The organism is Pseudonocardia phyllosphaerae, from assembly GCF_046546475.1.
In the GTDB taxonomy this organism is placed as follows: Bacteria; Actinomycetota; Actinomycetes; order Mycobacteriales; family Pseudonocardiaceae; genus Pseudonocardia; species Pseudonocardia phyllosphaerae.
Genome location: NZ_JBKGXS010000008.1, coordinates 213,832 through 236,169 on the forward strand (window position 1 = coordinate 213,832; position 22,338 = coordinate 236,169).

Consider the following 22,338-nt stretch of genomic DNA (forward strand, 5'->3'; position numbering starts at 1 on the left):
ACCGGTCACACCGTGCACACACCGGTGGGACGACGAAGGCCCCGCCGGTGTCCGGCGGGGCCCAGGTGTCATCGGCCCGCTCCCGGGCTCGGCGGGGCGGGCGCGGTGGCGTCGCTCAGCGGCGACCGATCGGGACGTAGGCGCGCTCGCCGGACCCGATGTAGAGCTGACGCGGGCGACCGATCTTGTTCTGCGGGTCGCTCATCATCTCGCGCCAGTGCGCGATCCAGCCCGGCAGCCGGCCGAGCGCGAACAGCACGGTGAACATCTTCACCGGGAAGCCCATCGCCCGGTAGATGACGCCGGTGTAGAAGTCGACGTTCGGGTAGAGCTTGCGCTCGACGAAGTAGTCGTCGGCGAGCGCCTTCTCCTCGAGCCGCATCGCGATGTCGAGCAGCGGGTCGTTGATCCCGAGCTTCTTCAGGATCGTCTCGGCCTGCTCCTTGACGATCGTCGCGCGCGGGTCGTAGTTCTTGTAGACCCGGTGCCCGAAGCCCATCAGGCGGGCGCCCTGCTCCTTGTTCTTGACCCGCTCGACGAACGCGTCGACGTTGCCGTCCTCGACGTCCTTGATCCGGGTCAGCATCTCCAGCACCGCCTGGTTGGCGCCGCCGTGCAGCGGGCCGAACAGGGCGTTGATGCCGGCGGAGATGGAGGCGAACATGTTCGCCTGGCTGGACCCGACCAGACGAACGGTCGAGGTCGAGCAGTTCTGCTCGTGGTCGGCGTGCAGGATCAGCAGGGTGTCCAGCGCGCGGGCGACGTCCGGGTCGACCTCGTAGGGCTCGGCCGGGAAGCCGAACGTCATGCGCAGGAAGTTCTCCACCAGGCCCAGCGAGTTGTCCGGGTAGAGGAAGGGCTGGCCGACCGACTTCTTGAACGCGTAGGCGGCGATGGTGAACAGCTTCGCCATCAGCCGGCGGGTCGAGAGCTCGACGGCCTTGTCGTCGTAGGGGTCGAGCGCGTCCTGGTAGAAGGTGGACAGCGCGCTGACCGCCGAGGACAGCACCGGCATCGGGTGCGCGTCACGCGGGAAGCCGTCGAAGAAGTTCTTCAGGTCCTCGTGCAGCAGGGTGTGCCGGCTGATGTCGTTGGTCCACGACCCGAGCTGCTTCTCGGTCGGGAGCTCGCCGTAGATGAGCAGGTAGCTGACCTCGAGGAACGAGGAGTTCGACGCCAGCTGGTCGATCGGGTAGCCGCGGTAGCGGAGGATGCCTGCGTCGCCGTCGATGTAGGTGATCGCGGACGAACAGGCTGCGGTGCTCGTGAACCCCGGGTCGTAGGTGATGAGGTCGGTCTTCGCGAGCAGTTTGCTGACGTCGACGGCCTTCGAGCCCTCGGTCGGGGTGTGCACCGCCGTCTCGAACTCGCCGCCGGGGTAGTGGAGGGTGGCGGAGTCGGGCCGGGTGGCGGTCTCGTCGGACATGTGGAGGTTCCCTCTCACAACGGGGATCAAATCGGGTCTCGTGCGGAGGCTAGTCCGCTTACCGGGCTCCGGCGGAGCCCGGCGACCGGGCTCACTCCGGAGAATGTCCGGTTCGTGGCGCACGGTAGTCCCGGAACTGCGGGAACAGCGCGACCACCACCAGTGCTCCGGCGATCACCGCGAGTCCACCGACGGTGGCGGTGGGCCCGGGCCCGACGGCGTCGGCCGCCGGGCCGTGCCACAGGTCGGCCAGCCGCGGCCCGCCCGCGACGACGACGATGAAGACGCCCTGCATGCGGCCGCGCATGTCGTCGGTGGCGACCGACTGGAGCATCGAGGAGCGGTAGACCGAGCTGACCAGGTCCCCCGCCCCGGCCACGGCCAGCGCGAGCACGGCCAGGAACAGCGAGCCGGTCAGCCCGAACACCGCGATCCCGCCGCCCCACACGCAGATCGCCGCGACGACGGCGACGCCCTGGCGGTCCACCTTCTGCAGCCAGCCGGACAGCACCCCGCCGGCGACCATGCCCATCGGGATCGCCGCGAACAGCAGGCCCAGCGCGATCCCGCCCTGCGGCGGGTCGCCGAACGAGGTCACCGACATCTCCGGGAACACCGCACGCGGCATCCCGAAGCCCATCGCGACGACGTCGAGCAGGAACGACACCAGCAGCACCTTCTGCGTGCCGACGTAGCGGAACCCGTCGACGACCGAGCGGAGCCCGGCCGGACGGCGGGCGCCGTCGTCGGCGGCGGTGGTCGGCAGCGGCGGCAGCCGCCAGGTGGCCCACAGCGTCGCGAGCAGGAAGACCGCGTCCATCAGGTAGAGCGTCGGCAGCCCGACCAGCGGGATCAGCACCCCGGCCAGCACCGGCCCGAGGACCGCGCCGACCTGCACGACCGTCATGTTCAGCGCGTTGGCCGCAGGCAGCTGGTCGGCCGGGATGAGCCGCGGGATCACCGCGCTGCGGGTCGGCTGGTTCATCGCGAGCATCGCCGACTGCACCGCGAACAGGCACAGCACCACCCACACGTTCCCGGCGCCGGACGCGCTCACCACCCACAGCGCCAGCGAGGTCAGCGCGATGCCGGAGCCGGTGAACAGCAGCATCAGCCTGCGGTCGACGGCGTCGGCGATCGCCCCGCCCCACAGCCCGAACACGACCAGCGGGACCAGGCCGAACAGCCCGGTCAGCCCGACGTAGGACGACGAGCCGGTCAGGTCGTAGATCTGCTTGGGCACCGCGACGACCGACAGCTGCGCCCCGATGACGGTGACGATCCCCGCCGCCCACAGCCGCCGGTAGGCGGGGGTGCGCAGCGGTGTGGTGTCGGCGAAGGTCGAGCGGAGCAGCGCGGTGAGCCGGGAAGTCGCACCGCCACGGGCCGTCGGGGTCGTCGTGGCACCGGGTCCGGTCCCCCGGACGGGCCGGGTCGGGCCGGCGACCGGCTCGGTCCGACCCTCCGGCGGGTCGTTCGGATTGCTCACGACGACAGGTCTACACCGCGGCCCCGCGGCACCGCCTCCGGGTTCACCCTGGCCGGGGCCCGGGGCGGCGCCGGGGTCGCGGCCGGATCAGGGGGCCAGCCGGCGGACCGTCCAGCCGTCGTCGTCGCGGTCGATGTCGAACCGGAGCCGGTCGTGCATCCGGTCGTGGCGCCCCTGCCAGAACTCCACGGTGCGCGGCTCGATCCGCCAGCCGCCCCAGTGCGGCGGGCGCGGGATCTCCTCGGTGTCGGCGAACCGGCGGGTGACGCCGTCGAGAGCGTGGTCGAGGACGTTGCGCCCCAGCACGACCGTCGACTGTGCCGACGCCCATGCGCCCAGCTGCGCACCGCGCGGCCGCAGCGCCCAGTACGCGTCGGCCTGCGCCTCGGGGACCCGCACGACCCGGCCGGCGAGCTGGGCCTGGCGGTGCATCGCGAACCACGGGAAGGTCGCCGACGCCACCCGGGTGCGGTCGAGGTCGTGGCTCTTGACCGAGGTGTAGTTGGTGTAGAAGACGATCCCGTCGGCGTCGACGCCCTTGCAGAGCACCGTGCGCGAGGACGGGATCCCGTCCGGGTCGGCGGTGGCCAGCACCATCGCGTTCGGCTCGGGCTCACCGCCTTCGCGGGCCTCGTCGATCCAGGCGGCGAGCTGCTCGTACCAGGTGGGTTTGAGGTCGGCGACGTCGAACGGGCGGCTGTCGTAGTCCGTCCGCATCGTCTCCAGTGGCGGTGCGTCGGTCATGTGTCCTCCTGCGCGGGCCCTGCGGGCCCCGACCGTAGGCGGAACGGGTGGTCGCGCGCACCCACCGTTCGGGGTGCTCAGGGGCGGGTTCGTGACCGATACCACCGGGTCCCCGCGTTGCCGGGGGCGCCGCGACGGGAGCAGGGTGGCACCGACCCGAGCCGAAGGAGACCCGGTGACCGAGACCGCGAGCCCCGGCGTGACCCACGAGGTCCCGCCGCCCCCGCCCGGCTTCCGCTCCGGGCTGGAGGGCCACGTCGCCTTCCGGACCGAGATCGCCGAACCGGACAAGGACGGCGGCGCGCTGCGCTACCGGGGCGTCGACATCGAGGACCTGGCCGGGTCCGTGTCGTTCGGCGACGTCTGGGCGCTGCTGGTCGACGGCCGATTCGGCCAGGGCCTGCCGCCGGCCGAGCCGTTCCCGATCCCGGTGCACACCGGCGACGTCCGGGTCGACGTCCAGGCCGCGCTGGCCATGCTCGCCCCCTACTGGGGCTACCGGCCGCTGCTCGACATCGACACCGACGAGGCCCGGGACAACCTGGCCCGCGCGTCGGTGATGGCGCTGTCCTACGTCGCGCAGTCCGCCCGCGGGATCGGCGTCCCCGCCGTCCCCGAGGCCCGGATCAACGAGGCCGCGACGATCACCGAGCGGTTCATGACCCGCTGGCGCGGCGACCCCGACCCCCGCCACGTCGCCGCCGTCGACGCCTACTGGGTCTCCGCGGCCGAGCACGGCATGAACGCCTCCACCTTCACCGCCCGCGTCATCGCCTCCACCGGCGCCGACGTCGCCGCGGCGCTGTCCGGCGCGATCGGAGCGATGTCCGGGCCGCTGCACGGCGGTGCGCCAGCCCGCGTGCTGCCGATGATCGACGAGGTCGAGCGCACCGGCGACGCCGAGGCGCTGGTCAAGGGCATCCTCGACCGCCGCGAGAAGCTCATGGGCTTCGGCCACCGGGTCTACCGGGCCGAGGATCCCCGCGCCCGCGTACTGCGCCGCACCTGCCGGGAGCTCAACGCCCCGCGCTACGAGGTGGCCGCGGAGCTGGAGCGTGCGGCGCTGGCGATCCTGCGCGAGCGCCGCCCCGACCACCCGATCGAGACGAACGTCGAGTTCTGGGCCGCGGTCGTCCTCGACTTCGCCGAGGTCCCGCCGCACATGATGCCCGCGATGTTCACCTCCGCCCGGACCGCGGGTTGGTCGGCGCACGTGCTGGAGCAGAAGCGGGAGAACAAGCTGATCCGCCCGTCCGCGCAGTACGTCGGGCCGGGTCCGCGCACCCCGCAGCAGGTCCCCGGCTGGGAGTCGGTCACCCCGCGCTGAGCCCTCGCGGGGCTCTCGCCGCGCCGGGCCCGTCAGACCGGCGCCGGGGCCGGGGCGGGCGCGGTGCGCCGCCGCCGGACCAGCAGCGACAGCACCGCGGCGACGACGCACAGCACGGCGCCGCCGTACCAGGCGGCGTCGTAGCTGCCCAGCGCGTCGCGGACCTGCCCGGCCACCAGCGCCGCGAACGCCGCCCCCAGCTGGTGCGAGGCGAAGACCCAGCCGAACACCACCGCGGCGCGCGGCCCGAACCGCTCGCGGGCCAGCGCCATCGTCGGCGGGACGGTCGCGACCCAGTCCAGGCCGTAGAACACGACGAAGGCGAGCATGCTCGCGTTCAGGTCGGTGCCGAACAGCGGCGGCAGCAGCGCCAGCGACACCGCGCGCAGACCGTAGTAGACGCCGAGCAGGATCCGCGGGTCGGCGCGGTCGGTGAGCCAGCCGGACAGGATCGTCCCGACCAGGTCGAAGATCCCGACGACGGCGAGCAGCGACGCGGCCGTGGTCGCGGGCATGCCGTGGTCGTGCGCGGCGGGCACGAAGTGCGACTGGACCAGGCCCGCGGTCGTCGCGCCGCAGATGAAGAACCCGCCCACGAGCAGCCAGAACGTGCCGGTGCGGGCCGCGTCGCGCAGGGTCCGCAGGGCGAGCAGCGCGGCCCCGCTGCGCTGCGGGACGACGACGTCGGCCTCGGTGCCGCCGTACGGGAGCACGCCCGCGTCGGCGGGGTGGTCCTTGAGGCAGAACCACACCACCGGCACGACGACCAGCGCCGCGGCCGCCACGGTCAGCGCGGCCGGGCGCCATCCGCCGCCCTCGACGATCGCGGCGATCATCGGCAGGAAGACCAGCTGCCCGGTGGCGGTGGCCGCGGTGAGGATTCCCGACACCAGGCCGCGGCGGGCGACGAACCAGCGACCGACGACCGTCGCGACCAGGGCCATCGCCATCGACCCGGTCCCCAGGCCGACGACGACGCCCCACAGCAGCACCAGCTGCCACACCGCCGTCATGAACACCGTCGCGCCGGCACCGGCCGCGACGAGCAGCAGCGCCGCCGCCACCACCCGCCGGACGCCGAAGCGTTCCATCAGCGCGGCCGCGAACGGCGCGGTCAGCCCGAACAGCGCGAGGTTGACCGCGATGGCGACCGAGATGTCGCCGATCGCCCAGCCGAACTCGTCGTGCAGCGGGCCGACCATCACCCCGGGCGTCGAGCGGAACCCGGCGGCACCGAGCAGCGCGAGGAAGGTGGCGGCGGCCGCCCACCAGGCGGGGTGGATGCGACGGTCTCCGGCGGGAGCGTTCATGGCCGCGATCCTGCGCCGGTCGCCCGCTGCGAGCCAGTGGCCGTTCCGCCGACATGTGCAAAAATCCGGCCATGACACATCGGGTGGGTGTGGTCGTCGTCGACGGGGTGATTCCCTTCGAGGTGGCGATCCCGGACCGGATCCTGGGCACGACCGTCGCCCCCGACGGGACCAAGCTCTACGACGTGCGCGTCGCCTCCCTCGACGGCGGGCCGGTCCGCACCGCGTCGGACTACCGGGTGCTGCCCGACCACGGCCCGGAGGTGCTGGACCGGGCGCAGACGCTCGTCGTCCCGGCCGTGGCGTCGCGGCCCGGGCGGCCGCGCCAGTACCCGGAGCCGCGGCTGCTCGAGGTGATCCGGGCGGCCGCGGCGCGGGGATGCCGGATCGTCGCGATCTGCACCGGCGCGTTCGCGCTCGCCGCGGCCGGTGTGCTCGACGGCCGGCGCGCCACCACGCACTGGGCGCACGCGGACCGGTTCCGGGCGATGTTCCCGCAGGTCACACTCGAGCCGGACGTCCTGTTCGTCGACGACGGCGACGTCCTCACCTCCGCGGGCGTGGCCGCGGGCATCGACCTGTGCCTGCACCTGGTGCGCCGCGACCACGGGGCCGAGGTGGCGGCGGCGACGGCGCGGCGCAACGTCGTCGCGCCGTGGCGGGAGGGCGGGCAGGCGCAGTTCGTCGAGCACCGGATGCCCGAGCCGTCCGGACCGGACACCGCCGAGGTACGGGAGTGGGCACTGGCCCACCTGGACCGGCCGCTCGGCGTCGAGGACCTGGCGGCGCGGGCAGCGATGAGCGTGCGGACGTTCACCCGGCGGTTCCGCGCCGAGACCGGCACCAGCCCCGGGCACTGGCTGACCGCGCGGCGGCTCGACCTGGTCCGGCGGCTGCTGGAGACCACCGAGCTGTCGGTCGAGCAGATCGCGGCGCGGTCCGGGTTCGGGACCACGGCGGCGCTGCGGCACCGGCTGCACCGCGAGATCGGGATGGCCCCGCTGGCCTACCGGCGGGCGCACCGGGCCCCCCAGGCCGTGTGAGCCCGGGCCGTCAGCCGCCGTGCGCGGCGGAGGCCAGCTCCGGGTCGAGACCCTCGCGACGGATGCGCTGGTCCTGGTACAGCAACGCGGTCGTCCCGACGAGCACGGCGTAGGCGAGCGCCTCGTAGAGCACGATGCCGATCCCGCCGACGACCACGGCGCCGGACCGGAGGCCACCCGCTCCGACCGCGACCGCGACGGCGATCACCGGGATCGCGATCGCCAGCCCGGCGACCGCCACGGCGATCCCGCACAGCAGCTGCACGCCGAAGCAGCGCCACCAGGAACCCGTGACCAGCTCGCGGGACCGGTGCAGGGCGTCGACCGCGGGCAGCCCCTCGACGACGACCGCCGCAGGCGCCAGGGTGAGCAGCACCGTCAGATAGATCATCACGACGTACCCGGCGACGACGAGCAGCACGGCGACCACCGCGCCGACCACACCGGACTCCCACAGCGGCGCCCCGACGAACCCGATGATCAGGACCGGCACGAGCCCGATCAGGGCCGTGACCGGCACGACCACGTAGAGCGCGCCCAGGTGCGGCCGGGCCGCCTGCCAGGCCTGGCCCGGCCCGATCCGGCGGCCGACGACGGCCGGGCGCAGCGCCGCCAGCGCGATGCCCAGCAGCGGCGGGTAGATCAGCGCGGTGACCGCGGCGATGCCGAGGCCCGACCACAGGGAGAACGGACCGAACGGGTCGGCGCCGTAGCCGGGCACCGACGTCGGCCCGACCCCGCCGGTCTCGCCCTGCAGCCCGAACTGCACCGCGACGAGTACCGCGGAGTACACCAGGATCGGCACCAGCACGGTCACCGGGCACGTCCGGACGAACCGGAAACCCGCGCCGACCAGGTCGCCCGCGTCCTGCGGGGCGAGCGGGATGATGCCGGGGCGGGCCGGCCGGCCCGGCTCCCCGCCGGACGGCCGCGGTGGTTGCTCGGTCACGGACGACCCCTCCCCGTTCGTGTGCGTCGCCCGGTTCTACCCGGTGCGGGCCGCATCCGGGAGCCGGAGCAGCGCGGAGACCCGACCGTGCGACCCCGGCCCGGCGGGGTGACCTCACCCACCGCCTGATCGGTACAGCTCGGGACGGGCTGCGACACTGGGTCCGTGACCGATCCTGCCGACCTCACGATCCCGTCCGATCTCCTGCCCGCCGACGGCCGTTTCGGCTGTGGCCCGTCGAAGGTCCGCACCGAGGCGCTGTCCGCGCTCGCCGCGACCGGGGACTCCCTGCTGGGCACCTCGCACCGGCAGAAGCCGGTCAAGGACATCGTCGGACGCGTGCGGGCCGGGCTCGGCGAGCTGTTCTCGCTGCCCGAGGGCTACCAGGTGGTGCTGGGCAACGGCGGCTCGACGGCGTTCTGGGACGCGGCCGCGTTCGGCCTGGTCCGCGAGAAGTCACTGCACCTGACCTACGGCGAGTTCTCGCAGAAGTTCGCCGACACCACCGCGGGCGCGCCGTTCCTGGCCGACCCGGTGATCGTGTCGTCGGAGCCGGGGACCGCGCCTGCGCCGCGCACCGACCCGTCGGCGGACGTGCTGGCGTGGGCGCACAACGAGACCTCGACCGGTGTCGCGGTACCGGTGCTGCGACCCGAGGGCACGACCGACGACCAGCTCGTCGTCATCGACGCGACGTCCGGCGCGGGCGGGCTGCCCGTCGACATCGCCCAAGCCGACGTCTACTACTTCGCCCCGCAGAAGGGCTTCGCCTCCGACGGCGGCCTGTGGATCGCCCTGATGAGCCCGAAGGCGCTGGCCCGGGTGGAGGAGCTGCAGGCCTCGGAGCGATGGATCCCGCCGTTCCTGTCGCTGCAGACCGCCGTCGACAACTCGGCCAAGGACCAGACCTACAACACCCCGGCGCTCGCGACGCTGTTCCTGCTCGCCGACCAGATCGACTGGCTGAACGGCCTCGGCGGGCTCGACGGCGCCGTCGCCCGCACCCGCGACTCGTCCGAGCGGCTCTACACCTGGGCCGACAAGAGCGCGTTCGCGACGCCGTTCGTGACCGACCCCGCGCACCGCAGCCTGGTCGTCGGGACGATCGACTTCGACGACGCCGTCGACGCCGCAGCCGTCGCGAAGGTGCTGCGCGCCAACGGGATCGTCGACACCGAGCCGTACAGGAAGCTGGGCCGCAACCAGCTGCGGGTCGGGATGTTCCCGGCGATCGAGCCGGCCGACGTCTCCGCCCTGACCGCGAGCGTGGACTGGGTCGTGGAGCGCCTCGGCAGCTGAGCCCCGCGTTCCCGCCGACGGCCGGGTGTCCCGCAGCAGCGGGCCCCGGCCGTCCGCGTGTCCGGCCCCGCCCGGTTGATCGGCACGGAACTGATCAGCACGGAATCGCATCCGGCAACACCCGCGCGACACCGGATCGATAGCAACACGTTGTAGTCACAGTTTTCACAACAGCCCCAAGAGCACCGTGCAGCACGCCACATGAGAGTCTGCGCACGGTGCGTGAAACCGGCCCGCGGGTCCCCCGGCCAGGTACGCATTGCCGACCAGGCAGAACACGCCCGGCGCGCCTCAGCCGCTCGGGACCCGCAGGCATCTACCGTCACCCGGACGGGGACGAACAGCAGGAGGGCCGATCAATGCGCGCGTTGCGGGTCGTGGGGGTGACCGGGGACGGCTCGGTCGTCCTCGAGGACCCAGGGCGACGTGAGCGTTTCACCGTGCCGGCCGACGAGCAGCTCCGCGCCGCGGCACGCGGCGACGTGACCCGGCTCGGACAGATCGCGATCGAGTTGGAGAGCCAGTTGCGCCCACGGGAGATCCAGGCCCGCATCCGGGGCGGCGCGTCGGTCGACGAGGTCGCCGCCGCAGCAGGCGTTCCGGTGCAGAAGATCGAGCGGTTCGCGTACCCGGTCCTGCTGGAACGCTCCCGCACCGCCGAGCTCGCCCAGGGTGCACACCCCCAGCGCGCGGACGGCCCCGATTCCCGCACGCTCGGCGAGACCGTCGCACACACCTTCGGGCTGCGCGGCCAGGACTACAGCAGCGCCGGCTGGGACTCGTGGAAGGGCGAGGACGGCAAGTGGGTCGTCGTCCTGACCTGGCAGACCGGTCGTTCGGACAACGCCGCGCACTGGGCGTTCCAGCCCGGCGCGCACGGCGGCACCGTCGCTCCGCTCGACGAGCACGCGTCGGACCTGGTCGAGGGCCTGCCCGCGCGTCCGCTGCGCCCGCTCGGCGCGGTCGTCGACATGGCGCGCGACGAGGACCCCACCCCGACCTACGACGACCACGCCCCCGCTCCGGCCCACGCCGTCGGCCAGGGCTCCCCCGCGGAGTCCTGGGCCGGACGCGGTGTGGCTCCCGAGCAGCGCCGGCCGAGCCCGCCGCAGGTGCGCCCGTCGGCGCCCACCCGGACGTCCTGGGGGCTGCCGTCGACGCCCGCCGCGGGGTCCCGCAGCACCCGTGACGACGAGCCGCGCGCCGAGTACACCGAGTACACCGCGCCGGCCGAGGAGTCCCGCCCGGCCGTCCCGCAGCGCCGGGACGAGCCGGCCGCGGAGCGGACCGCGCCGGCCGAGGACGCGCGGACGGCGGAGCCCGCTCCGGCGGCCGACGTCACGACCTACGTGGCGGAGACGCCGGAGGCGGAGATCGTCGAGTCCGGGGAGACGACGGACGAGGCCCCGGCCATCGACGAGAACGTCGACGAGACGTCGGCCGGAACCCCGGCGAACGGGGACTCGGCTACCGGTGACTCCACGACCGGGACCGGCTCTCCCGCGACGACGCCCGTGAGCGAGCCCGCCGACGAGCAGGCCCGGCCCGGCACCGTTCGGACCGCCGGCAGCACCGGCAGCACTGACAGCACCGGCAGCACTGACAGCACGGAGGCCGCCGCCACCGCGGCGTCGGTCCCGGCGGACGAGGTCGTGTCCACGGCGACCGAGCCGGCCGCGGCCGAGCCCGACACCGACGACTACGGCACCGACGACTCCGCCACCGCTGAGCCGGCCGCAGCTGAGGTCCGCACCACCGAGTCCCAGACCACCGAGGCCCCTGCCGAGGCTCCGGAACCGCAGACCACCGAGCCGGCCGCGACGACCGACCCCACCGAGAACGCCGCGCCCACCGAGAACGCCGCGCCTACCGAGGACGCCCGGCCCACCGAGAGCGCCGAGACCACCGACGGCGCCGAGGACAAGCCGCGCACCCCGGCCAAGCGCACGAAGAAGGGCAAGCCGGTCATGCCGTCGTGGGACGAGGTCCTGCTCGGCGTCCGCGGCGGCCGCTGACCCGCACCGACCCGATCGGGCCCCGCACGAGAACGTTCGTGCGGGGCCCGACTCGCGTCAGGGGCGCCGGTGCAGGGGGCGCCGGAACTCAGCCCCCGCCGGTCACCGCGTGGAAGGCGACCGCGGCCGCCGTCGCCACGTTCAACGAGTCCACCCCGCTCGCCATCGGGATCCGGACGAGCCGGTCCGCCGCGTCGAGCGCCTCGTCACTGAGCCCCGGCCCCTCGGCCCCGACGAGCAGCGCCACCCGCTCCCCCGCCAGCCCGGCCGTCGCCAGCGGCTCGGCGTCCGCGCGCGGCGTCAGCGCGACGACGGTGAAGCCGCTGTCGCGCAGAGTGTCCAACGATGCCGGCCAGCTACCCGCCAGACGGGTGAACGGCACGCGCAGCACGTGCCCCATCGACACCCGGACGCTGCGCCGATAGAGCGGGTCCGAGCAGCCCGGCCCGAGCAGGATCCCGTCGATACCGAGCGCGGCCGCGTTGCGGAACAACGAGCCGAGATTCTCGTGGTCCCCGACGCCCTCGCAGACCGCGACCGTCCGGGCCCCGGCGAGAAGATCCCCGGCGTCCGGTTCGGCCGCGCGGTCCGCGACGGCCAGGACACCGCGGTTGAGGTGGAACCCGACCGCGTCGGCCATTGTCGTTGCGTCCGTCGCGAAGGCCGGGACGTGGATCTTCTCCAGGTCGGGCTCCAGCTCCTCCAGCCGCCGCGGCACCCCCAGCAGCGACCGCACCGGGTAGGGGGACTCCAGCAGCCGTCGTACGACGACGACACCCTCCGCGATCACCAGCCCCCGCCCGCCGGGGCGGTCGGGGCGCCGGTCGGCGGTCGTCAGGTCCCGGTAGTCGTCGATCCGCGGGTCGTCCGGGCGGTCGATCGTGGTGAGTATGGCCACGACGGCCGATCGTCCCACGTCACTGACCGTTCGCCGCGTCCGGTCGCCCGGTCAGCCGGTACCGCTCATCTCAGCGATGTGACAACGTGTAGTGCCACCTCCCTGAACCGGGCCACGTCCGGGTGGGTGAGGAGGGCTCCCCGTTCGATGGAGGTCGGTTAGCGCATGGGTCAGGTGGTCGACCGGACGACGTTCAGCCGGCGCGACCGCCAGCGGTACCGGATCAAGGTGCAGCGCTGCCTCGACACCCTCGAGGAGCTGCTCAGCACCCACGCGTTCGCCGACTCCGAGCCGATGACCGGCGTCGAGGTCGAGTTCAGCCTGGTCGGTCCGGAGCTGGCGCCGTCTCTGAACGGGCGCGACGTGTTGGACACGATCGGGTCCGGCGAGTTCCAGAGCGAGCTCGGCCGCTGGAACGTCGAGCTGAACCTGCCGCCCCGCCCGCTGCCCGGTGACCAGTGGAAGCAGCTCGAGCACGAGCTGCTGGACCTGCTCGCGGGCGCCGGGGCCAAGGCCGGTGACCTCCGCACCCAGCTCGTCATGATCGGGATCCTGCCGACGCTGCGGGCCGAGCACATGGTCGCCGAGTCGATCTCCCCGGAGGACCGCTACCAGGCCCTCAACGACCAGATGCTCAACGCGCGCGGCGAGCCGATCCGGCTCGACATCTCCGGCGGCGAGGAGCGCGTCGGCGGCGACTTCGACACGATCATCCCGGAGGCGGCCTGCACCTCGCTGCAGCTGCACCTGCAGGTCGCGCCGGCCGAGTTCGGCCGCTACTGGAACGCCGCGCAGTGCCTGGCCGGGGTCCAGCTGGGGCTGGGGGCGAACTCGCCGTTCCTCATGGGGTCGCGGCTGTGGGCCGAGACCCGGATCCCGCTGTTCGAGCAGGCCTGCGACGTGCGCACCCCGGAGTTCCACAACCAGGGCGTACGGCCGCGGGTGTGGTTCGGCGAGCGCTGGATCGACTCGGTGCTGGACCTGTTCTCCGAGAACGCCCGCTACTTCCCCGCGCTGATGCCGCTGACCACCGACGTCGACCCGGTCGCGCAGATGAACGAGGGCGGCGTCCCCGACCTGCCCGAGCTGACCCTGCACAACGGCACGATCTGGCGCTGGAACCGGCCGATCTACGACAGCAGCGGCGACCGGCCGCACGTGCGGCTGGAGAACCGGGTGCTGCCGTCCGGCCCGACGACCGTCGACATGGTCGCGAACGCGCTGTTCTTCTACGGCCTGCTGCGCACGCTCGTCGAGTCCGACCAGGAGCTGTGGCGCTCGGTGTCGTTCGAGGCCGCGCGGGAGAACTTCCACACCGCGGCCCGGCACGGCATGCACGCGCCGCTGTACTGGCCGGGCATGGGCTGGGTACGCCCCGACGAGCTCACGTTGCGCACCCTGCTGCCGCTGGCGCACGAGGGGCTGGCCCGGTGGGGCGTCGGTGGCGCGGTCTGCGACCGGTACCTGACGGTGCTGGAACGGCGCTGCGTGACGCGGCAGACCGGCGCGTCCTGGCAGGTCGACACGGTCGCCGCGCTCGAGGGGCGCGGCATGAGCCGGGACGAGGCGCTGCACGGGATGCTCGAGCGCTACGTCGCGTGCTCGACGGCCAACCAGCCCGTCCACACCTGGGAGATCCCCGACTGATCCGGGGCCGGGTCCCGCGGCCGCCGTGTTCGCCATTGCGAAGCGGTCCGGCCGACCGGGCCCGGTGACCCCCTTCCGTTCCTACCGTCCCCGACGCCGGTGCCCCACGACGGGGCCCGGTGCCAGGGACGGAGGGACATGCCCGCGCACAGCCCCGTGTACAGCCCGGTGGCCGGTCCGGCCGCGCGCCGGACCGGTCCGCGGCGATGACCGCCGTGTCCCCGTTCCGCCTGTTCGGCCGCGGACGCGACGACGACGCCGGCGCCCCGGACGGCGGCCCCGACCCGTGGCTCGACGGCCCGCCGGTCGCCGGTGCGCGCCCCGCCTGGTCCTCGGGTCCCACCGCGTACCCGGGATCCGGGGTCGCCGGGAGCACCGGGGTCGCCGGGAGCACCGGGGTCGCCGGGAGCACCGGCCCGGACGCCGCGGCGTCCGGCACCGGACCGGCCTCGTTCGCCGGGCCCGGTCCCGCGACGGCGGCAGCCCGGCCGACCGCGTGGACCCCGCGCCGGCCCGCGGGTGAGGCGCAACCGGAGCCGGAGCCGGTCACCGACCCGTTCGGGTTCCCGCCGGTCCCGGCCGCGGGTGCCGCCGCACCGAGGGCGGCCGGGCCGGACGCCTGGGCTCCGCGCGTCCCCGGCGCTCCCCGCACCGGATCGGACCGGCGGGGGACGCCGCAGCCGGGCTCCGGCGCGCCCGGTGCGGAACCGGCGGTCCGGCCGGAGGCACCGTCCCGTGGCACGGCCCCGGCGGGGCCGGGGCCCGGGTCGATACCGGCACCCGGCGCGGAACCGGCGGTCCCGCCGGAGCAGCCCGAGCAGGCCCGGCCGGACCTCTCCGGGCTCGACGCCGCCGCGGCCTGGGCGGCATGGGTCCCGCCTGCTCCGGCGTACCCGTTGCCGCCGGTCACCCGGCTCACGGGAGCCCCGGCCGAACCCGACCGCGCTCCGGTTCCGCCCGAACGCTCCGCGCCACCCGAGCCCTCTGCACCACCCGAGCCCTCCGCACCGCCCGCAGCCGGACCGCCACCCGGCGTCCCTGCGGACGCGCCCCGCAACGGCGCATCACACACCCGGTCCGAACCCCGGGTGGCCGCTCCGTCGACTTCGGACGATCGACGGGCGGACGCCCCGCGCAACGGCACGACCTCGCCCGGTGTCCCCGCGCCCCGCGCCGTCCCCGACCCGGATCCGCAGCCGGACCCGGCCCCGGGCACCGTCGACCCCGACGACGCCCGCTCCCTCGCCGGCGCGTTCGCCGCCGATCTCCTGTCCTGGGACGAGGACGACCCCGCCCGCCGCGGCCGTGCCCTCGCCGCCCACCTGCCCGCGGACGCCGGGGGTACGGCGCTGCTCGGCTGGACCGGCACCGGACGCCAGCGCGCCGACCTGGTGCTGCCCGGCCGCGTCCGTCCCGGCGACGACGGCCGGGTGCACGTCACCGTCCGCGTCCGGGTCGTCCCCTACCGTCGCGTCGACGCCCGCGGCACCGGCTCCCCCGAGCCCGAACCGGACCCGCCGCTGGGCGAGGCCGCCGCGGCACCCGCGCCGTCGGCCCGCGGGTGGCGGGGCCTGGCCGCGCGCTGGGTCCGCGTCGAGGTCACCGTCGCCCGCAGCGGCGACGGCCGCGACGGGGACGATCTCGTCGTCGACGCCGCGCCGGAGCCGCCGTCCCCGCACGACCTCGCAGGCCGGGGCCCGCGGTGACCCCGCGGATGCCCGTCGTCGGCGGGCTGGCCGGTGGGGTCGGGACCACGACGGTGGCCCGCGCGCTCCGGGCGCGCGACGCCGGCGTCGTCGCGGGACACGACCTGCTGCCCGACGTCGTGCTGTGCCGGGACACCACGTCCGGGCTGGCCCTGGCCGCGCGGGCGCTCCCCCGCCCCGGCCCCGGTGCCCCGGTGCTGGCGCTGCATCCGGGCACCGACGACCCGGACGGCGTCGACGCCACCGCAGCCGGTCCCGGCTGGGCGGCGGTCGTCGCGCTGCCCGCGGTGCCCGGCTGGGCCCGCGCCACCGACCCCTGGTCCGACGCCGCGGACGTCCTCGGCCGCACCGACCCGCCCGCCGCGCTCCGCCGCTACGCCGAGGCACTGGGCCGGATCGCCGCGCTGCTCACCGAGGGCGGCCGCCTGACCCGGCCACTCGCGGCATCCGCACGCGGCCCGTTGCGCGCCGTCCGCGGCGTCCGGCTGGGCTGACCCGTGCGAACCCGACTCCTCGTGCTGCTGCTCGTCCTGCTGGGCACCGGCCCCCTCGGCACCGGCCCGCTCGGCACCGGACTTCTCGGCACCGCCGCGGCCGCCCCGGCGGCCGACCCGACGCCGTCGGGTATCGACGCCGCGCGCGTCCCGGACGCCGCCCGCCCGTACCTGCCGCTGGTCACCTCGCTCACCACGAGCTCCTGCCCGGAGCTGCCGCCGGTGTGGGTCGTGGCGCAGGTCCAGGCCGAGTCCGGCTGGGACCCGAAGCTGCGGACCGGCCCCGCCGCGGGGCTGCTGCAGGTGTCCGAACGGACCTGGGTCGCCGCCGGCGGCGCGCCCTGGCCGGACCCGGCGGTCACCGACCCGCAGGCCCATCTGCGCACCGTCGTGCCCTGGCTGTGCGCGACGCTGCGCGCCGCCGCCGGGCACCTGGCCACCCACCCCAAGGACGTCCCCGTGCTCGACGCGATGCTCGTCTGCCACGTCGCAGGCTGCCGGCGGGTCACCGGCTCGGCGGCCGGGATCCCGGCCGCCGGGGAGGCCGGCTGCACGCAGGCCTGCAGCGACGCCGTGCACCGCTACGTCGACGCCGTGCACGGCCTGGTCCGCGCCTACTCCGCCCGCACCCCGCCCGCTCCCGACGACAGGCCCGCCGCCCCGGCGAAACCGGTCGAGCAGCCGAAACCCGCCCCTCGCAGCCCCGCGGCGCAGAAGAAGCCCGCGGCACCCGGTCGCAGCGCGGCCGAGTCCGCACCGGCACCCGCGTGGACCGGCGGCGCGACGAGGTGCGCCGAGCGCGACCCCGTCCGCTCCGACGGCTGCCTCACCGGCGCCACGCGGCACGGGCTCGACGCCGTCGAGGCCGTGTTCGGCGAGCCCGGCGACGGCGCCATCCGCTCGCTCGGCTGCTGGGACGAGCACCACCAGAACCCCTCCTCCGACCACCCGAAGGGACGCGCGTGCGACTTCTTCCCCGGCTCCGCGGGCCGGTTCCCGAAAGGCGCCGACCTCGACGACGGCTGGCGCATCGCCCACTGGTTCCAGGCCAACGCCGAGCCGCTCAAGGTCCGCTACCTGATCTGGCAGGGCCGCTACTGGGCGCCGAACGCCCGCGGCGACGGTTCCGGCTGGGGCCGTCGCTACACCGGTGGCGGGGTCTACGACACCTCCGACCCGACCGGCGGTCACTACGACCACATCCACGTGAGCTTCACCCAGTGAGCGCCGCCGGGAGGCCCGCACGCCGGACGACGCTGCTGCTCGGGCTGTCCGCCGTCGTCGCGCTGCCGATCGCGCTGCTGGTCCCCGCCCTGGCCGACGCCGACGACGGCGACCACGCCCCACCCGTCCTGACCTCGGACGACCGGGCCGCGCTCGGCGGTGGCGACCTCGAACGCGGCGCGGACCCGCTGTTCCCGGTGCCGGCTCCGTCGGCGCCCGAGGGGCTGGTGCGGGCCTACCTCGTCGCCGCGCACGGGGCGGGCCCCGGTGACGCGGTCCGGACCCGCCGCGACGCCGTCACCCTCACCGAGCCGGGCGGGCCGGCGGCCGTCGGGACGCCGGTGCTGGACGCACCCCCGCCCGGGGCGCGCCGGATCGCCGTCGTCGACGCGCTCGCCCCCGCCGAGCAGGACCTCACGCGCGGGCGGCAGGCCTACCTCGCCGACGTCCGTACGACGACCGCGGCGCCCGGCGGCACCGCACGCACCGAGCGGTGGCGCACCCGCGTCGTCCTCCACCGCGGCGACGACGGCCGGTGGCGCGTACTCGCCGACGTCCCGCTCGCCGCCGACCCCACCGAACCGGGCGAGTAGCCCGCCCACCCCGACCACGAGAGGTGCGCCATGACCGGCGACGAGCTCACGGAACTGATCAAGAAACTGGTGGCGAAGGGGATCGTGGTGATCGTGCTGGGTGCGGCGCCGTCGCTGCAGACCGATGCCCCGGCGGCACCGTCCACCCCGGACCAGGTGACGTCCCCGGCGGCACCGCAGGTCAGGATCCCGGAGACGACCGCACCGCGGGAGACGGCCCCGGAGACGGCCGCCCCGGGCGGCACAGCACCGAAGAACACCGCACCGAGGAACAGCACCGGGCCGAAGGACGCCACCGACCCGAAGCGCAGCACCCCCGAGCGCCCGCAGGTCACGCTGGTCCCCGGAACCGGGCAGGAGCAGCGGAAGGGCGGAGCGACCGACACGCCGGAACGGGGCGAGAAGAAGAGCACCCCCGCACCGGGCGGCGGCACCGGCGCGCCCCAGGCACCATCGGGCCATGGCACCGAGAGCGGCACCGGCACGAAGCAGGACACAAGCGGCACCACGGGCGGCACGGGTTCCGGAGGTGCGGCGATGACCGGCAGCACCGCCGCCGAACGGCACGGCTGGGGCACCGCCACCCACGTCGACGACTTCTCCACCGGCACCGCGAACTGGAACATCTACGACGGCCCCGGCCACGCCGGCAACGGCCGCCGCACCCCGGACGCGGTCGGCGTCGTCGACGGCGCGCTGCGGATCACCGGCGACGGCTCCGGCAACACCGCGGGCATGGCCTGGGTCGGCGCCAGCCAGAAGTACGGCCGCTGGGAGGGCCGGGTGCGCGCACCGAAGTCCGACCCGTCGTACAACGCGCTGCTGCTGCTCTGGCCGACCGCGGAGGACTGGCCCTCGGGCGGCGAGCTGGACTTCATGGAGATGATGGACCCGCATCGGCAGAGGACGAACGCGTTCTTCCACTACGGCGCGGACAACTCCCAGGTCGAGGGCTCGGTCGAGGTCGACGCGACCGAGTGGCACAACTGGGCGCTCGAGTGGACCCCGGAGAAGATCACCGCGTTCGTCGACGGCGAGCCCTGGTTCTCCACGACCGACCCGAAGGTCCAGCCGCCCGGCCCGATGCACCTGTGCATCCAGCTGGACTGGTTCCCCGAGGGCGGCTCCCCGCAGGAGTCGATGATGGAGGTCGCATGGGTCCGTCAGTACGCACTCGACGGCACCCCGACGGCCCAGGCCTGACGGCCGAACGCTCTCAGCGGGACCACAGCCACGTACTTCTACTCTTCCGCCACATCCCGCGCGGACAGAGGAGAACGGCGTGCCACAGGAGGCCCCGGACCGGAAGCGGCCGGACACGGCGGCCTGGGAGCACCCCGATCCCGAGCCGGAGCCCCGCAGCCCACGGCGCTGGCCACACCTGGTCGGCGCGTTCCTGGCCGGCGGCACCCTGGTCGGGCTCGTCGCCGCCGCGGCCAACCTCGACCTCCTCGGTGACGGCAACACCGGCATCCCGTCGACCTCGCCGTCGTCGAGCGCACCGGGTGGCGTGCGCGGCCAGGAGCGCCCCGGCGAGTCCGGCACGCTGGACCCGTCGCAGCGGATCGGCACCGAGGCCGCCGTCCGGGGCGGATGGAAGCTCGTCGACCACGACGAGTTCGACGGCTCCGCACTCGACACGTCGCGCTGGTCGCCCTACACCGGCGAGACCACCGGCGGCGTCGGCCGCCACAAGGCCGAGAACCTCTCCGTCCGCGACGGCCAGCTGGTCCTGACCAGCCGCGGGCTCACCTCCGCCGGGCTGGCGTGGCAGGGCGGCCAGACCTACGGCCGCTGGGAGATCCGCGCCAAGACCAACCCCGGCTGGGGCTACGGCGACGTCGCGCTGCTCTGGCCGGACGCCGAGGACTGGCCCGAGGGCGGCGAGGTCAACTTCATGGAGATCCCGAAGGGCGACCGCAGCGAGTCGCACTCGATCCTGCACTTCGGCGAGGACAACTCCCAGGTCGGGCACAGCACCCGCGGCGACTTCACGCAGTGGCACACCTACGCCACCGAGTGGACCCCGGACCACGTCGCGTACTTCATCGACGGCCAGGAGGTCTTCCGGAGCACCGACCCGAAGACCGTCCCGGAGCGTCCGATGCACCTCGCGATCCAGCAGGACATCGGGCCCTACGGCAACGACTGGATCCCGGCGCGCGACTCCCGCACGCCGGACGAGCTCGACCTCCAGGTCGACTGGGTGCGGATCTACGCACCCTGACCCGGCACCGGCCCACCGCGGACGCTCGGCGGCTCCGCGGTGCATCTGGGGAAAGAAGGAGGCCCCGGTCCCCTCGCGGGGGCCGGGGCCTCTCTCCTGTCCCGAACTGACGCGCCGCTCCCACCACGAAGCGACACCGCAGAAGTTAGCCTAGCCTTGCCTACGCGCGCAAGTCCCCGGGTGATCGGAGTTCAGGCGAGCAGGCTGCGGATCGGACCGACGGCGAAGTAGGCCACGAACAGCACCGACACCACCCACATCAGCGGGTGCACCTGCCGGGCCCGGCCGGTCGCCGCGGACAGCACGACGTAGCTGATGAAACCGACACCGATGCCGTTGGCGATCGAGTAGGTGAACGGCATGACGACCACCGTCAGGAACACCGGGATCGACGTCCGCAGGTCCGCGAGGTCGACCGAGGCGATCTGCCGGAACATCAGCGCGCCGACCACGACCAGCGCCGGGGCCGCCGCCTCGACCGGGACGATCGCGTAGAGCGGGGTGAAGAACATCGCGGCGAGGAACAGCAGCCCGGTGAGCACGTTCGCCAGCCCGGTCCGGGCTCCCTCCGCGACTCCGGCCGCGGACTCCAGGAACAGCGTGTTCGACGACGCCGAGCCCAGCCCGCCGGCGACCGCGCCGGAGCCCTCCACGATCAGCGCCTTGCCGACGTCGGGCAGCTTGTCCTCGGCGTCGACCAACCCGGCCTGACGGCCCAGCCCGGTCAGCGCGCCCATCGCGTCGAAGAAGTTCGCCAGCACCAGGGTGAAGACCAGCAGCACCACGGTGACGATGTCGAGCCGGGTGAACGCGCCGAACGAGACCTGCCCGACCAGCGACAGGTCCGGCAGCCCGACGACCGAGTCCGGCAGTGCCGGCACCGCCAGCGACCAGCCGGCGGGGTTGTCCGGGGAGTACGGACCGGCGTGCACGATCGCCTCGACGACGATCGCCAGCACTGTGTTGATCACGACGCCGATCAGCAGCCCGGCCCGCACCCCGCGCGCCACCAGCACACCGACGATCAGCAGCCCGACGACGAACACCGCCGTCGGCCAGGAGGCGATCGAGCCGTCGATGCCGAGCCCGACCGGGACGGTGGTGTGCGCGGCGTCGGGCAGGCGGCGGACGAACCCGGCGTCGACCAGCCCGATCAGCGCGATGAACGCGCCGATGCCGACCGCGATCGCCGTCTTCAGCTCGACCGGGACGGCGTTGAAGACCGCCGTCCGGAAGCCGGTGACGGCGAGCAGCACGATGATCAGACCGTCGATGACGACCAGGCCCATCGCCTCGGGCCAGGTCATCATCGGTGCGATCGTCACCGCGAGCAGCGTGTTGATGCCCAGGCCGGTGGCCAGCGCGAACGGGTAGTTCGCGATCAGCCCGAACAGCAGGGTCATCACGCCGGCGACCAGCGCGGTCACCGCCGCGACCTGCGACACCGGCAGGATCCCGCCGAGCACGTCGGTCTTGGCCGACGGGTCGGTCGGCGAGATGCTGCCGAGGATCAGCGGGTTCAGGACGATGATGTAGGCCATCGCCATGAACGTGACCAGGCCGCCACGCAGTTCGCGGGAGACCGATGACCCGCGTTCGGAGACGCGGAAGAGACGCTCGAGCACGGGCGACACCCTAGACGCGGGCCGAGCCGCGGCCGACGCATACGTGTACCCCGTAGGCTACGAGTTCGTGAACCACACACCACCGAGCCCGCCGCCGTTGCCGGCGCGGCTCTACGAGTCGCCACCGGTGATCGCCGGCGGCATGGTGCTGTGGGTGGTCATCGGCGCGCTGGCGTTCGCCTTCGGCGCGGGCGAGCTGGTGTGGACCGCGGTCGCCGGGCTCGGCGTCGGCCTGTTCGGCCTGACCGTGTTCCTCGCCCAGCGGGCCGCAGCCCGACGCGGGGACCGCTCCGCGCAGCGCGGCGTCGACCCGCACTGACCC

General features: G+C 74.4%; 19 protein-coding genes. 12 read left to right on the top strand and 7 right to left on the bottom strand.

Annotation, left to right across the window (positions count from 1 at the left end; all coding sequences use genetic code 11):
• Positions 1–115 precede the first annotated feature (115 nt).
• From ACLE50_RS17640 to pdxH, 3 genes are all read right to left on the bottom strand, one after another.
• Positions 116–1,426 (bottom strand): citrate synthase, encoded by a 1,311-nt coding sequence (locus tag ACLE50_RS17640; protein ID WP_410944662.1) that lies wholly within the window; start codon positions 1,424–1,426, stop codon positions 116–118.
• Between the two features lie 91 nt (positions 1,427–1,517).
• Entirely contained in the window at positions 1,518–2,915 is a 1,398-nt protein-coding gene (locus tag ACLE50_RS17645) for an MFS transporter (protein WP_410944663.1), read from the bottom strand.
• A gap of 87 nt (positions 2,916–3,002) precedes the next feature.
• The gene (gene pdxH, locus ACLE50_RS17650; protein ID WP_410944664.1) at positions 3,003–3,659 is read right to left on the bottom strand and encodes a pyridoxamine 5'-phosphate oxidase; all 657 of its coding nucleotides are present in this window, start codon (positions 3,657–3,659) and stop codon (positions 3,003–3,005) included.
• Positions 3,660–3,834: 175 nt separating this feature from the next.
• On the opposite strand from pdxH, the gene ACLE50_RS17655 reads away from it, so the two are divergent.
• On the top strand, positions 3,835–4,986 hold the full coding sequence (locus tag ACLE50_RS17655; RefSeq protein WP_410944665.1) for a citrate synthase 2: 1,152 nt from the start codon (positions 3,835–3,837) through the stop codon (positions 4,984–4,986).
• A 32-nt stretch (positions 4,987–5,018) separates the two neighbouring features.
• Here ACLE50_RS17655 and ACLE50_RS17660 read toward each other — a convergent pair whose 3' ends face one another.
• A complete protein-coding gene (locus tag ACLE50_RS17660; RefSeq protein WP_410944666.1) occupies positions 5,019–6,296 on the bottom strand; it encodes an MFS transporter in 1,278 nt (425 codons plus the stop codon).
• 71 nt (positions 6,297–6,367) lie between these two features.
• Here ACLE50_RS17660 and ACLE50_RS17665 point away from each other — a divergent pair, with 71 nt between their 5' ends.
• The gene (locus ACLE50_RS17665) at positions 6,368–7,339 is read left to right on the top strand and encodes a GlxA family transcriptional regulator (RefSeq protein ID WP_410944667.1); all 972 of its coding nucleotides are present in this window, start codon (positions 6,368–6,370) and stop codon (positions 7,337–7,339) included.
• A gap of 10 nt (positions 7,340–7,349) precedes the next feature.
• Here ACLE50_RS17665 and ACLE50_RS17670 read toward each other — a convergent pair whose 3' ends face one another.
• Complete coding sequence (locus ACLE50_RS17670) at positions 7,350–8,288, bottom strand: hypothetical protein (RefSeq protein WP_410944668.1); 939 nt, start codon at positions 8,286–8,288, stop codon at positions 7,350–7,352.
• A 165-nt stretch (positions 8,289–8,453) separates the two neighbouring features.
• Between ACLE50_RS17670 and serC the strand changes: the two genes are divergently transcribed.
• Both serC and sepH read left to right on the top strand, forming a co-directional pair.
• The gene (gene serC, locus ACLE50_RS17675; RefSeq protein ID WP_410944669.1) at positions 8,454–9,587 is read left to right on the top strand and encodes a phosphoserine transaminase; all 1,134 of its coding nucleotides are present in this window, start codon (positions 8,454–8,456) and stop codon (positions 9,585–9,587) included.
• Positions 9,588–9,946: 359 nt separating this feature from the next.
• Complete coding sequence (gene sepH / locus ACLE50_RS17680) at positions 9,947–11,602, top strand: septation protein SepH (protein ID WP_410944670.1); 1,656 nt, start codon at positions 9,947–9,949, stop codon at positions 11,600–11,602.
• An 88-nt stretch (positions 11,603–11,690) separates the two neighbouring features.
• Here the strand turns inward: sepH and ACLE50_RS17685 are convergent, their stop codons facing one another.
• Entirely contained in the window at positions 11,691–12,500 is an 810-nt protein-coding gene (locus ACLE50_RS17685; protein WP_410944671.1) for a TrmH family RNA methyltransferase, read from the bottom strand.
• A 165-nt stretch (positions 12,501–12,665) separates the two neighbouring features.
• Here ACLE50_RS17685 and ACLE50_RS17690 point away from each other — a divergent pair, with 165 nt between their 5' ends.
• The 7 genes from ACLE50_RS17690 (at position 12,666) to ACLE50_RS17720 (ending at position 20,391) form a co-directional block, all read left to right on the top strand.
• Positions 12,666–14,147, top strand: a complete 1,482-nt coding sequence (locus ACLE50_RS17690) for a glutamate--cysteine ligase (protein WP_410944672.1) — start codon at positions 12,666–12,668, stop codon at positions 14,145–14,147.
• A gap of 206 nt (positions 14,148–14,353) precedes the next feature.
• Entirely contained in the window at positions 14,354–15,853 is a 1,500-nt protein-coding gene (locus ACLE50_RS17695) for a hypothetical protein (RefSeq protein ID WP_410944673.1), read from the top strand.
• A gap of 8 nt (positions 15,854–15,861) precedes the next feature.
• Positions 15,862–16,347 (top strand): hypothetical protein, encoded by a 486-nt coding sequence (locus ACLE50_RS17700; protein WP_410944674.1) that lies wholly within the window; start codon positions 15,862–15,864, stop codon positions 16,345–16,347.
• Positions 16,348–16,350: 3 nt separating this feature from the next.
• A complete protein-coding gene (locus tag ACLE50_RS17705; RefSeq protein ID WP_410944675.1) occupies positions 16,351–17,571 on the top strand; it encodes a hypothetical protein in 1,221 nt (406 codons plus the stop codon).
• Positions 17,568–18,164, top strand: a complete 597-nt coding sequence (locus ACLE50_RS17710; RefSeq protein WP_410944676.1) for a hypothetical protein — start codon at positions 17,568–17,570, stop codon at positions 18,162–18,164. Before ACLE50_RS17705 ends, ACLE50_RS17710 begins: the two co-directional genes overlap by 4 nt.
• 30 nt (positions 18,165–18,194) lie before the next feature.
• On the top strand, positions 18,195–19,367 hold the full coding sequence (locus tag ACLE50_RS17715; RefSeq protein WP_410944677.1) for a glycoside hydrolase family 16 protein: 1,173 nt from the start codon (positions 18,195–18,197) through the stop codon (positions 19,365–19,367).
• Between the two features lie 79 nt (positions 19,368–19,446).
• Entirely contained in the window at positions 19,447–20,391 is a 945-nt protein-coding gene (locus ACLE50_RS17720) for a glycoside hydrolase family 16 protein (protein ID WP_410944678.1), read from the top strand.
• 191 nt (positions 20,392–20,582) lie between these two features.
• On the opposite strand, the gene ACLE50_RS17725 is transcribed toward ACLE50_RS17720, so the two are convergent.
• Positions 20,583–22,016 carry an NCS2 family permease gene (locus ACLE50_RS17725; RefSeq protein WP_410944679.1) on the bottom strand — a complete coding sequence of 478 codons (1,434 nt, stop codon included), beginning with the start codon at positions 22,014–22,016 and terminating at the stop codon, positions 20,583–20,585.
• Positions 22,017–22,083: 67 nt separating this feature from the next.
• On the opposite strand from ACLE50_RS17725, the gene ACLE50_RS17730 reads away from it, so the two are divergent.
• Positions 22,084–22,335: a DUF2530 domain-containing protein gene (locus ACLE50_RS17730; RefSeq protein WP_410944680.1), complete on the top strand. Its 252-nt coding sequence runs from the start codon at positions 22,084–22,086 to the stop codon at positions 22,333–22,335.
• The last annotated feature ends 3 nt before the right edge of the window (positions 22,336–22,338 follow it).